Origin of the sequence: Nitrosomonas nitrosa (genome assembly GCF_003051105.1) — a bacterium.
GTDB classification, from domain to species: Bacteria; Pseudomonadota; Gammaproteobacteria; order Burkholderiales; family Nitrosomonadaceae; genus Nitrosomonas; species Nitrosomonas nitrosa.
The window spans coordinates 95,702-108,919 of sequence record NZ_QAOO01000012.1 but is presented as its reverse complement, the minus strand read 5'-3'; the positions used below and the strand labels follow the sequence as shown (position 1 = coordinate 108,919).

General features: G+C 45.3%; 11 protein-coding genes. 4 read left to right on the top strand and 7 right to left on the bottom strand.

What is annotated here, in order from left to right; all coding sequences use genetic code 11:
- Positions 1-284: 284 nt before the first annotated feature.
- Positions 285-1,070 (bottom strand): hypothetical protein, encoded by a 786-nt coding sequence (locus tag C8R30_RS08730; protein WP_107783100.1) that lies wholly within the window; start codon positions 1,068-1,070, stop codon positions 285-287.
- 275 nt (positions 1,071-1,345) lie between these two features.
- Between C8R30_RS08730 and C8R30_RS08725 the strand changes: the two genes are divergently transcribed.
- Both C8R30_RS08725 and C8R30_RS08720 read left to right on the top strand, forming a co-directional pair.
- Entirely contained in the window at positions 1,346-1,768 is a 423-nt protein-coding gene (locus C8R30_RS08725) for a Fur family transcriptional regulator (protein ID WP_090667812.1), read from the top strand.
- Positions 1,769-1,979: 211 nt separating this feature from the next.
- A complete protein-coding gene (locus C8R30_RS08720) occupies positions 1,980-4,142 on the top strand; it encodes a TonB-dependent receptor (RefSeq protein ID WP_107789952.1) in 2,163 nt (720 codons plus the stop codon).
- Positions 4,143-4,170: 28 nt separating this feature from the next.
- Here C8R30_RS08720 and C8R30_RS08715 read toward each other — a convergent pair whose 3' ends face one another.
- The 5 genes from C8R30_RS08715 to C8R30_RS08695 are packed head-to-tail and all read right to left on the bottom strand — an operon-like array spanning position 4,171 to position 7,488.
- Positions 4,171-4,554: a SirB2 family protein gene (locus C8R30_RS08715; RefSeq protein ID WP_090667816.1), complete on the bottom strand. Its 384-nt coding sequence runs from the start codon at positions 4,552-4,554 to the stop codon at positions 4,171-4,173.
- A 5-nt stretch (positions 4,555-4,559) separates the two neighbouring features.
- Positions 4,560-5,039 (bottom strand): hypothetical protein, encoded by a 480-nt coding sequence (locus tag C8R30_RS08710; protein ID WP_090667819.1) that lies wholly within the window; start codon positions 5,037-5,039, stop codon positions 4,560-4,562.
- Between the two features lie 48 nt (positions 5,040-5,087).
- Positions 5,088-5,435 (bottom strand): SpoIIAA family protein, encoded by a 348-nt coding sequence (locus C8R30_RS08705; RefSeq protein WP_090667821.1) that lies wholly within the window; start codon positions 5,433-5,435, stop codon positions 5,088-5,090.
- A 51-nt stretch (positions 5,436-5,486) separates the two neighbouring features.
- A complete protein-coding gene (locus tag C8R30_RS08700; protein WP_258191972.1) occupies positions 5,487-6,338 on the bottom strand; it encodes a DMT family transporter in 852 nt (283 codons plus the stop codon).
- A 43-nt stretch (positions 6,339-6,381) separates the two neighbouring features.
- On the bottom strand, positions 6,382-7,488 hold the full coding sequence (locus C8R30_RS08695) for an aromatic ring-hydroxylating oxygenase subunit alpha (protein ID WP_107783097.1): 1,107 nt from the start codon (positions 7,486-7,488) through the stop codon (positions 6,382-6,384).
- A 296-nt stretch (positions 7,489-7,784) separates the two neighbouring features.
- On the opposite strand from C8R30_RS08695, the gene C8R30_RS08690 reads away from it, so the two are divergent.
- Together C8R30_RS08690 and mutY are read left to right on the top strand one after the other, a co-directional pair.
- The gene (locus tag C8R30_RS08690; protein WP_107789950.1) at positions 7,785-9,170 is read left to right on the top strand and encodes an adhesin; all 1,386 of its coding nucleotides are present in this window, start codon (positions 7,785-7,787) and stop codon (positions 9,168-9,170) included.
- 400 nt (positions 9,171-9,570) lie between these two features.
- A complete protein-coding gene (mutY, locus tag C8R30_RS08685; RefSeq protein ID WP_090667832.1) occupies positions 9,571-10,662 on the top strand; it encodes an A/G-specific adenine glycosylase in 1,092 nt (363 codons plus the stop codon).
- On the opposite strand, the gene C8R30_RS08680 is transcribed toward mutY, so the two are convergent.
- Positions 10,663-12,849: a primosomal protein N' gene (locus tag C8R30_RS08680; protein ID WP_107783095.1), complete on the bottom strand. Its 2,187-nt coding sequence runs from the start codon at positions 12,847-12,849 to the stop codon at positions 10,663-10,665.
- Positions 12,850-13,218 lie beyond the last annotated feature (369 nt).

Below are 13,218 nucleotides of genomic sequence, written 5' to 3'. Positions count from 1 at the left end.
GTACCGTCGATATGTTCGCTTGCAATACGCCCGCAAACAGAACACCGCATACCGTCATCAGCCCCTTCAGCCAACTCCTGGCTTCCATTATTCTCTCTCCTTTCTATCTTATGTTGTTATTGATTCTTATACCCTTCCCACTCATCCTCTCCCGAGCATCTAGGCATAATCCCCTCTACTTCTTCTACTCCTCAAAATCACTTAACAAGCCTACTTTCTTATCCATAGCCATGTCAAGGTTTTTGGAGCCAAAATTAATCTAAAATTGACCTAAAATATTTTTATCAGGCTTTCTTGCGTTTCAGAAAATAAAAACCCAATCCTCCTGCTGCACCGAGCAATAGCAAGACTTCAAACAACCCGAAGCCTGAACCATGACCTCCATGACCACCACCCTTGCCAACATGAATGGGCACGCGAACCGCTGTACGAGTCGTTTCGCCTTCCACTTTCTCTAGTAATACCGCATATTCACCGAGTTCGGTTACTTCGGCCGCAACAACAATGATGCCAGAAGAATGGGTCGTTGGCGGCATATAAAAACCGGCATGTTCACCGACGTCATGATGTGCAGCGTCCTTATGCTCCCCGTGCTTTTCATCATGGCCAGCATGATCATCATGATTAGCACGTTCATTGTGACCATCATGGTCACCATGTCCGTCATGAGCCATTTTATGATCATCGGATTCGCTGGCAACGCTTGCAGCTGCCGTCTTATCGTGAGCGGCCCCATCATGCCCCCCATGGTTCCCATGACCTTCTTTTACGAGCCGCACGGCTAGAGGTATCTCGCGTGCATCGGCTGGAAGCTCGATCGTTACATTGATCTTCCCAACATTGGGCACGTGATCGCAATACGAATGCATTGGAGGAATATCACCTTCTGGTACTTCATAAATACTAACTGTTACAGGAAAATCTCCCGATTTGACCTGACACCCACCATGGCCGGCATGGTGCCCTTCATGGGCAAGCATCAGCTGTGCATGAAGCGAAAATGCTGTCAACAACAGTGCTACTGCAGCACATGATTGTACGATCCATTTGTTAAGTGAAGCCTTTCTCATACTTTCTCCAGATTTTGATTCTTAAACTTAATTTTTATCTAACATGTAATCTGCTCAGCGACTTTGCCCAGCATATTTGCCCGTGATTGTATAACAAAAAATTGAGGAAAACCTGATTAAGTGCGGAAGATAATCATTACAACCAAAATACACGGATCAAATCCTTCCCATGCCATAGAATAAAATTTTCCATTGCAGAATGCTCACTGGCCAAACTATAATCAAATGCAACCAAGTTGCACTTGATTATATGGCAGATAGGGAAGATAGTTGTCTTGAAAAATAATTTCTTTGAAAAAGCAAAAGAACTCGTGAAGCAAACCGGTGATCGAGCCACATACCATAGAATCCGAACGCTTTGTTTGTTGTTAGAGGAACATCACCCACTTACACACCGTGAAATTGAAGAGCGATTAAACGTAAAAGAGCAACTGGATCGAGTTACGCTATATCGGGTACTTGAATGGATGACCAAAAAAAATTTAATACACAAAATAGCTGGTGATGATCGTGTCTGGCGTTTCCGTGTCAATACAGATCTTCATTCACACCATCATGCTCACTTTATCTGCACACGATGCACGAAAGTAACGTGCCTAGACGAGTTCAAGCTCAAACCAAACCCCTCTTTACCCATTGGCTATTTGCTTCATGATATCGAATTGACTGTTAAAGGGTTCTGTGCCGAATGTACCTAAAAACGCCCGTTGCGCTCGGTAGTTAAATTCTCCTTCGTATTTATGAGGCATGATAAAACGCATATGGTTACGATGTGATGGCATTTACCGCGCGATAAACAATTTTTGAATCAATACTCAAACAAAAAACAGCAAGCCATATACCCAACCAACGCAACTAAATTGCATTTGTGATGCCGCCACCTTAAGGCCACAACAAACCAATAATCATATGCCACAGCTCCTTAATCCACCAAAAATCGGATTTCCTTGCAGGAAAATCAGGTTATCCAGACTCATTGTTGGCATTCTCATTACTTTCTGCTATCCCATTGCTCAAGCAGAAGAAAAGAGCAAAGCTATCAAGCTTCGAGAAATTGTGATCACTTCCACACCCTTTCAAGATCGCAGCGAGCTTAACATGACACAACCTACCACGGTGCTACACGGGGACAACCTAAGAAGAAAACGCGAAGTTACGCTTGGCGACACGCTGTCAACCGAACTCGGCGTCGCTTCAAGTTCATTCGGACCAGGCGCTGGACGCCCTATTATTCGGGCTTTAGACGGACCACGCATACAAGTGCTGGAGAATGGTATCGGCACACTGGATATTTCTTCTCTCAGCCCAGATCATGCTGTCACCATCGAAACGCTTAATGCTTCACAAGTAGAAATTCTAAGAGGCCCCGCGACTCTTCTTTATGGAGGAGGCGCCACTGGAGGGGTGGTAAATGCTGTAACGCAACGTATTCCCAATCAAGTATTCAAATCGCTGAATGGTAATTTTGAAGTGCGTGGAAATTCCGCTACCGAAGAAAGAACCGGATCGTTTAACTTGAATCGCAGCTTCGGCCAAACATCATGGAGTATCGGTGCATTCAAGCGAAAAACGGACGATTACAATATTCCCGGACATGCTTTCACAGACACCCCATTACAAATACAAAACAAGCAAGCAAATAACCGCCATGAAAGCGAGGATCATCATGATCACGGCCAAGCAAATGGCCACACAGATACCCACGAAAACGCACACCAGAGAAAAAACGTGGTCCGAAACAGTGCGGTCGATTCTCAGGGTTTATCATTAGGCGGATCCTACATAGGCGAGAAAGGTTTTCTCGGTGGGTCACTTTCTTTGCTGGAAAGCAAGTATGGCATCCCTACGCTAGAAAGACCTACTATCGATTTAACCCAGGCTCGATATAACATAATGGGTGAATTAGATCAGCCTGTGACAGGCCTTGAAAAAATAAAAATGCGCATGGGCTACAATGATTACAAGCATGACGAGATTGAAGCAAATGGTGAATTGGGGACTCGTTTCAAGAATCGTGAACTGGAAACACGAACTGAATTTTTACATGCACCCATCGCCAGCTTGAAAGGCTTGTTTGGCATACAGTTTCAAGATCGCACTTTTTCAGCACTAGGTGAGGAAGCCATTGTGCCGATTACAAAATCTCGCTCGACTGGGCTTTTTCTAATTGAAGAGCGTAATTGGGATAAATTCCGATTTGAGTTTGGCGGGCGCTATGAATATGCGACGCGCAATCCACAAAATGATGTAGATCGCGCACGTGCATTTGGCTTGTTTAATGGCTCAGCCGGTGCTTTCTGGAATTTTATACAAGATTATAATTTAGGTTTAACAGCCACACATGGCCAACGTGCACCTGCGTTAGAAGAACTCTATGTCAATGGTGCTCATCATGCCACCGGAACATTTCAAATGGGTGATAGCACTTTGCACAAAGAAGCCACCAATAATATTGATCTATCGCTTAGCAAATCCATGGGGTTCATAAAGTGGAAAGTCAATGCTTTCTACAACCGATTCAATAACTATATCTTTTTCAAGAATGTCGACATTGACGGTGATGGAATCGCTGATCGCGTGGACGATGACGGTATGCTAAACCCCGGAGGCGAATTTCAAGCCTTAAGCATAGCCCAGACTCATGCAACATTTTATGGTGCAGAAGCGGAAGTTATTCTTACACTTAGACCCGATAATTTGGATCTGCGCCTATTTACGGATTATGTGCGCGCCAAATTAGACAACAAAAACGGCAATGTGCCACGCACTACTCCTCAACGCTTTGGGCTAGAATTGAACTACAAAAAAGAACCCTGGACAGCGAATATCACGGCCATCCACGTTCTCCGTCAAACTAAACTCGCCGAACTAGAAACCGAAACCCCGGGCTATACACTGCTCAATCTTGAAGCAAGCTATCGAATAAAAGAGACAAAAACAAACGGAATCAGATTGTTTGTTCAAGGAAGGAATCTTCTCAACGAAGAAATGCGTGTTCATACTTCCTTCTTGAAAAATTTTGCACCATTACCTGGCAGAGCGTTGATTGCAGGAATCAGAGGTGATTTTTAATCAGAATAAATCATTACAATGGGCTTATTCATAGTACTATCGCTGGACTCTTTGTCAACGCAACCATTACGATATAAAAAAACACGATCTGAGCCATGACCCAAGCGCTGATCTTTGTGATGCGAGTCTTGCCAAATCGTAGTGCGACCATCCCCAATCCAATATAGACAAGCAAGCCTATAACTTTTGCTGTTAACCAAGCATCCGCCAACGGGTACTGTTTTATCAAAATAGCAAGCGAAATTGCACTTGCCAATAAAACCGTATCGACGATATGCGGCATGATTTTTACCCAGCGCCGCTGTAATTGCGCTGACCCCCGCATCATCCAGATACCGCGCGTCATAAACAGCGAATAACTCAATATAACACTAGAGACATGAATTAATTTCAAAAATATATAGCTACTCATCTCACCTACCTTAGCCAGAACCAGCCATGGCTACCGGCAACAGCCCCTGCAATCGTAATGAGGCTGATACTCAACAAAAACCAATGTAGCCGCTGTATCAATGCAAATGTTTGCACGGGCTTATTTCGCGCGCGTGACGCAAACCATTGATGCAACACCCAAGGCTCCAGCACGAACAGCATTAACGTAAAAACGCCCCACACCAGCACCATTGCATGCATCCACCAATACTGAAGTTCGGTAAATCGACTCCATGCATCAAGGATATGCACCATGTAAAAGCCGCTCACCCCAACAAGTAAAGTCGTTAATCGTGCTTGCCTAGCAAAACGGCTCTCGAGTAACTCAAAAAATTCGACGCGCTCCTCGATCGATTTCATTTTCGCTACAGTTGGAAGTAATACCGTCGTCACCATTGCCACACCGCCAATCCAAAACACCACGCCCAGCACGTGCAGAACTCGCGCGAATACAAACTCATCCATATAAATTTTCCACTCGTTTCTATATGAATCAAGTTAACGGCTCACGATCTAGTCGCCAGACGCCCATTGCATTGCTTCATCGTAATCAGAAAAGACCATTACATCTGCATCAATAAAAAGATTGGACACCCAAGCACTCCATGCCTGCCACTGGCTATCTGTAACAACCGCTACCCGATTAAATTCACTGCCATGTTCACGCATAAATTTAATTTCCTCCCATGCAACATCCAGCGTGTAGTCCACCATATCGCGCCAATCGAATAAAAGATTTGCCTTTCCTTCAAAATGAAACTGATATAACACCTGGTCTTCAAATTCTTTATAGTCGCTTAAAGTAAATTCTCCAATGACGGCCACGACAATTAAATTATTGATTTTTTGAATAGTAATCATGTGTATATCCTAGAAAAATAATTGATGTTCGCCCTGACAAATTGCCGAACTTTATTGGCCGCGAATACTAACAGGCGCCATTCTCAAGCTTAATATACCCCCCAAAATGATCATCCCCATACCGATCCAAGCAGGTATTGGCAAAGTCTCATTCCAGAAAAAAACATCCCCGAGTCCCGCAAATAATACCGTACTATACGCAAGCGCACTCACAACTATCGTTTTTCCTAATCGGTAGGCACGGGTAAGCGCTAGCTGCGCAAGAGTTGCGGTTACACCTACCCCCAACAGCAATCCTATATTACTCAATGTAACCGAACTAAAAGTGGTTAACGACAACCAGGTTCCAGTAAGCAACGTACTGATCAATGTGAAATAAAATACCACCCGCCATTCGGACTCCCCCAGCATCCCAAGTTGCTTAAGATTGAGATGCGCGAAGCTTGCAAAAATACCTGAAACTATGCCTAATAACCCCGGCAACCATTGATCTTCATTCAGGGTCGGCCTCAACAATAAAACAACGCCTATAAATCCAAGCAATAACACTAATACCAAGCTCGGATGAAAATACTCTTTCAAAATAAGAATGGTCAATAACGCCAAAAATAATGGCCAAGTGTTGTTCAGCGAAATCGCTGTCGCCAAAGGAAGTTGAGTGATGCAATAAAAAAATAATAACAAACCACCCAAACCAAATAATCCACGCCAGCAATGAATCTTCCAGTGTGCAGTAGCAATCGAAACACGACAAGCGCGCATCACCAGATATGTGACGAACAAACCAACCAGAGAGCGATAAAAAACCAGTTCGATGCTAGAAAAATAGGCTGCGCCTAGTTTGACCAGCATCCCCATACAGGCAAACATCAATCCCGCTACAAGCATCCAAAGTGAATGCATCTGCAATGAATTAATCGAACTAATTAAATAAATTGGCCTATGGCTAACGCAGATAAGAGCCTATCTCTCTTTGCAGAAAATTATGGAAATGCGCCATGCCTGCTTCCATCGGCATTTGATAAGGGCCAAATTCATTAATTGCTTGTTGATACAACGCACGACGCCCCAAAGTCATCAATTTACAAATTTCGCCATCTTCCAAAGCGGTTTCTCGGTAGGCCGTTTGCTCTGCGTCAACAAATTCACGTTCGAATAGGGCAATCTCTTCGGGATAATAAAATTCAACCACATTGACGCAACTTTCTACCCCAGTCGGTAAGATTGTACTAATGATCAGGGTATGGGGATACCATTCAAGCATGATATTAGGATAATAAAGCAACCATATTGCGCCATAAGGTGGTTTTTGATCATTGTTGTATTGCAAAACCTGCTTTTGCCATTTGTCATAAACAGGCGTACCTCCTCGCTCGAATTGAGGATTGACGCCAACGACTTGAACGCTATACCAATCTCCAAATTCCCAATCAAGCTGATTGGTATCTACAAAATGTCCAAGGCCAGGATGAAAGGGATCGACATGATAGTCTTCTAAATAAACCTCGATAAAAGTTTTCCAATTACAAGCGTAGTGATCGATCTGAACGCGATCGAGCATGTGCCCAGAAAAATCAAAGTTCTTGAGAACACTTAGATTTGCCATATCTCGCGCAACATTGCGCCTGCCCGAAAAGAGTAATCCGTTCCAATTTTGCAAGGGTGTCTTACCCAGATCAAGACATGGATTTTGGCTGAAGTGAGGCGCCCCAAGTAATTTACCATCCATTGCATAAGTCCAGCGATGGATAGGACAGACAATATTCCGTGCATTACCGCGACCTTTCAGCAACAGGGCTTGTCGATGACGACAGACGTTCGACAACAGTTCGATTCCATTTTCATTACGAACCAACACACGCGCATCGTTTAACCATTCTATGACATAGTAATCACCCACATTGGGCACCATCAATTCATGCCCAATATAAGCTGGTCCATTATCGAACAGATGCTGTTTTTCTAATTCAAATATTTGAGGATTTAAATACCAATCAATAGGAAGTTGCTGAGGATTTTCGGTCAATCGTGATACTTGCGCTAGGCTCGACATACAAAATCGTTTATTAATGTGATGTTAAACAGGTTTTAATATTCTGTTGACAAATCAGCTACACAGAAATTCAAAAAAATCAGTGAAACAGAAAATTACGACTATACTTACACCTTATAGACTAGGGGGTGAATCTTTATATTTTCTGATAGGGTTTTGCTGTTAGATTCTAGATCTAATAGTCTTACATCCTCAAAGGAAAGGCTACATTATCCTCTTATTTCATAAGATTACAATCTTGGTGCAGTGCGTTAATCGCATGAATTGATTAAACATAAATTGGAAGAACTATCTCAATGAAATTGAATCAGCAAAACAAAAAAATAAGAGCATTACTTTTCACGACACTCATGCTGGGGCTAGCCTCCTGTGGTGAGCAGCAGGAATCTAACAAAGTTACTAGCAAAACTCAGCTCAAAGGCCCTACAACGGGCATATTGATGGATGCTGGCCCCGTTGCGGGTATCGCCTATACCACATCTTCAGGCACAACCGGAACTACGGACGCACAAGGTGTTTATCATTATAATCATGGCGATAATATCAAGTTTCAGCTGGGTGGACTGGTCATTGGAGAAATCAAGGGAACAGGAATGACGACTCCGATAGAGCTCGCGGGCGAGAATGAAAATAAACTGAGAAATTTATCCACCCTTCTCCAATCACTCGACTCGGACAACGATCTCTCGACGGGGATACTCATTCCTGCAGAAGCCGCATCAACTATTAAATCCAACATGAGTCTTGAAAGTGACCCCACCGTATTTGCGAATTCGGTAGTCCTGCAGGCAGCGCGCGAAGCGGCCAGCATACCTGGTCAGATGGTTTCAGCGGAGGAAGCGCACGCAAATTTCCTCGCTCAGGGCGTCAATCTCCTTAGCCAGCACGTCTGGGTGAAATACGATGACAGTAGTGCGAGCATTATACGTATTGCAGCAGATGGGAGTGGCGAATACTTGCAAGGCGAGGCGACCGCCGATGACTCCTGCGACGAGAACCGCGTATGCGGCGGCGGCACGATCTTCAAAGCTGGTGTGGAATTCGGTATTGCCAGTGCATCGGAATTGGATGCCCGTGGCTTCAAGCTCGACAGCTCACCTTCGGTAGACACCAATCTTCGAGCGGGGCTTTCTCACCCGCGCCCTACCTGGCGCATTCATACGGACGGCCACGAGCTCATCATTTCTGATATCGTCGTGGCACAAAGAGAAAGAGAAAAAAGCAGTTTATTTGGTGAACTCTTTCACATTGCGCGCCCACTCGAACTCAGCTCCGATGACGAACCTATTCCAACTGAGATCAAAGAAAAACGCTATGCCAGAATGGACAATCAAGCTAATGGTATTATTGGCGCATGGGCACTCGATAATCAGAGCGTAAAAACTAAATTAATCCTATTTTTCCCTAATAATAGATTGATGCTAGTCGACCCCACTGGCGACACCTTCCATGCCGAAGCCAGCGAATGCGGCAATCCTGGCATTGAATTCGCCTCCTATAACTATGATGCCACCTCCAATATTCTGAATGCGAGAAGTTTTATTTACGATACGAATGGCTGTGTGGGCCTCTCGGGCGGTGCTGACAAACCTGTTACTTTCAACATTAATGCCTCTGGCCAGACTGCAATCCTAACAAGACAAGGCGAAGCGCCTGTCACGTTATATCGCGTATCCAATTAATGAAGCACGATTACATAAAACTATCTTGAACTTTTAGTTTTTGGCGAGCGCCTTCTTGAGCTCTCGCCATTTTTCAGCTTTCTTGCGCCTTAGATTTTCAGCGGCATTGCGATTGCAAGGCTAAAGCCTAGAGTTCTGCTGAACGGGGGGGTATGCTCGGTTTTACGAGTGCAGGGTGAGGGACAACGACACGGAATGGTCGGCTCTATTCCAAGAAATTGCAACGAAGCCATTTGCTCATGACATTGAGCAATCCACTCCGAAGCGGAAGCATCAAACTGCTAGGTGTAAAATGATTCTAAAAATTAGAATATTCATAATGTTAACATCAAAAAATTAGCGATCAATCAGGGGTTTTAGGTTAACCTATTCCAATAGAATAAGATCGTTACTGCATTTTGTGTCTACTTTTGCAAATACACTGATCCATTGGCAGCGACGGCATGGGCGGCATGATCTTCCTTGGCAAAACACACGCGATCCATATGCAATCTGGATTGCAGAGATTATGCTGCAGCAAACCCAGGTCGCGACGGTGATTCCTTACTACCAGCGCTTCATAGGGATATTTCCTGATATTGAAACCCTTGCCCGGGCTTCTTTAGATGCAGTATTGGCGTTATGGAGCGGACTTGGCTACTACACGCGCGGGCGGAACATACATAAAGCGGCCTGCTTGATGGTGGCGCACTACCAGGGGCGATTTCCATCCAATGCGGCAGCAATCGAACAACTGCCAGGTATCGGCCGTTCGACGGCGGCTGCCATTGCTGCTTTTGCATATGGAGAACGCTGCGCAATATTGGATGGGAACGTCAAACGCGTGCTGACCCGCTATTTCGGTATCAACGGCTACCCTGGCGAAAAGAAAACAGAAATATTGTTATGGGAAAAGGCAGAATCCTTGTTGCCACAGGAAAATACTCATGATTGTATGGCTACTTACACTCAGGCGCTGATGGATCTGGGCGCTCTTGTTTGCACGCGCCACCAACCCCAATGTCGAGTATGCCCGTTGCGGTCTGATTGTGTGGCATTTAGGGAAAATCGTACAGCAAAACTGCCTGCACCAAAGCCCAGGAAACCTTTACCCAATCGGGAAGCCACATTTTTGCTCATGATCGATCAAAATAGTATCTTGCTGGAAAAACGACCTGATACTGGTATCTGGGGTGGGTTGTGGTGCTTGCCTCAACTACCGGCTAGCATCGATCTTCAACTGTGCTGTATCCAGTATTGGGGGATCAATGCAGCATTCATTGCAGATTTACCTGTTATTGATCACGTTTTCACACATTTTAAATTGAGGATATCGACATGCTTGTTGCAAGTGATTGATCGGTCCAATAACACATTGGAAGAACAAGCCTGGGTGACCATTGATGAAGCATTGAATTTAGCGATTCCCGCACCGGTTAGGAAAATTTTGATGGAAGTCAGTTCTTCTGCCAAATTTTTTGAAATGAGCTGCCAACCTTTGTCCGGTTATTGATCAAAATTCGAGCGGATCGACATCTAGCGCCCATCGTACTTTCCGGTTGGGGATTTGACGCAGTTTTGTATACCATTCGCTGAGAAAAAATTGCAACCTTTTGCGTGAGGGAGATTGAACGAGTAAGTGCGCGCGCTCAAGTCCTTTGAGTCGTGTCATTTGCGCCGGGACCGGGTCGAAAATTTCGATTGAATTCTTGGGCTTTGCAAGTGCGTTTGCGTCATTAAGAAAAGCCAGTGCCATCGTCATTTCCGGTGCTTCTGCATTGAGTAACGCTTGGTAGGAAAAAGGAGGGAAGAGGGTGATTTCCCTTTCTTTTAATAATAAGCGGGCGTACGCGTCATAATCGTGTTGTCTTAAGGCTCCATATAAAGGATGGTCAGGGAATTCCGTTTGAATGAGGACTTCGCCAGCTATTTCAGTGCGGCCTGTTCTTCCTGCAACCTGCATGAGTTGGGCAAACAGTCGTTCTTCTGCGCGAAAGTCGGTGCTATAGAGAGAAGCGTCTGCATTGAGTACGCCTACCAGGGATAAGTGAGGGAAATTATGGCCCTTTGCTAAGAGCTGAGTACCCACCAAGATATCGACTTTTCGATCATGGATGGTATCCAGGATCGTTTGCCAGTCCCCTTTGCGACGGATCGTATCTCGATCGACACGTAAAATGCGTGCATTGGGAAAAAAACGTTCTAATGCGGTTTCAATCCGTTGAGTTCCATGACCGAATGGCATGAGATCCTGATCGCCGCATTGCGGACAGGCGATCGGCAAGGCTTCATTATGGCCGCAATAATGGCAGCACAAAGCTTTTTGTTTTAGGTGCACCACAAGACGGCTGGCACAGCGTGGACAACTCGCAAGCCAAGCGCAGGATTTACATAATAGGACGGGTGCATAGCCCCGGCGATTGATAAAAACCATGCTTTGCCGTTGTAGATTCAAGCAATTATCGAGCGCAGTAAGAAGGGGCTCAGACAATCCTTCTGTGAGCGGATGGGTGCGGGTATCGATATAGTGAATCGGTGGGAGCACAGCATTTTTCACCGCGCGCGTGCTCATGCGCAACAAGCGGAATCGGCCGGTTATCGCGTTATGGTAGCTTTCCAACGATGGGGTGGCGGAACCCAGAATGATGGGAATGTTGGCTTGTTTTGCGCGGAAAATAGCGACATCGCGAGCCGAATAACGTAATCCATCTTGTTGTTTGAATGACTGATCATGCTCCTCGTCTACGATGATCAATCCCAGCTTGGGCAATGGTGTAAAGATGGCCAGGCGTGTTCCGAGTACGATACTTGCCTCGCCACGCTGTGACTGCAACCAACCCTCCATGCGCTCAGACGGAGTAAGTTTACTATGCAGGCTGATCAAACATGTCGACGGAAAGCGCGATCGGAAAATCGCTTCGAGTTGCGGAGTCAGGTTGATTTCCGGTACCAAGATAAGCACTTGTTTACCTCGTGCGAGTAACAGTGAAGTCACTTGGAGATAAACTTCAGTTTTGCCGCTACCTGTTATTCCATGGAGCAACCAAGTGTTGAATTGATTGATTTCTGTTTGTATGGCGCTAATCGCGATGGTCTGTTCGGTTGTGAGAGGAACAGCACAGAAGGGCGATATCTCAAGGGGGGGCTCCCCTGTGCCTGATACAGGCTTTAGCCATCCTTGGGTTTGCATTTCTTGTAATATTTTTGGAGCGCGTGGGGAGATTTTCCTGGCCTCTATTTGATTGATGGTGCCCACTTCGTTGAGCCAGGTAAGCAAACGTTGTTTCACCTTATATCGAGCAGAGAGGGATGAGGGAGCAATCGTGCGGCCTAAATCAGTCAGTCGGAAAAGAGAAAGTTTATGAGATGAGCGTGCAAGGGGTCGAACGTTACGCATGCGGGATGGCAATCCATTCATGACGACCATGCCAATCGGGTAGTGATAATAGCGACTACAGAATTCAAACAAATCAATGAGTACCGGGGGTAGGGCAATATCGCGCAGGATTGTTTCTGCCTGCTTGAGTTTGTCCGACGAAATCTGAGTATCGTGACTGACTGCCATAATGATGCCTATCATGAAGCGCTTACCAAAGGGCACACGTACACGAAAACCAACATCCTGCAAGACGGCGTCAGGTGCTATATAGTCAAATAGGGTATCGATGGGCACATCGAGTGCGACGCGGATAACAACCATTTAGTTTTAGTGCTGGAGACTTCTCTTCGAGAGATTAAAATCGAAAATATCGAAGGTTTAACCTAAGGCTGACCGAAAATAGGTTGATCTACTACGGACAGCCTTAGATTCGGTTGATCACTAATTTCTGATGCTAACATTATGAATAGAATGATTCATTTTCACACTCATCTTTCTGGTGTTACCGCTTCGGGGTGGATTGCTCGATGTTATGCACACATGGCTCCGCTGCAATTCCTTGGAATAGAGTACCATTCCGCGTCGTTGCGCTTCACCCCTCACTCGTAAAACCGAACACACCACCTCGTCCTTCAGAAACCAGGTTTAAAGGCTCATTGCCTTTAATCGATTCACGCACCTCAAGATTCG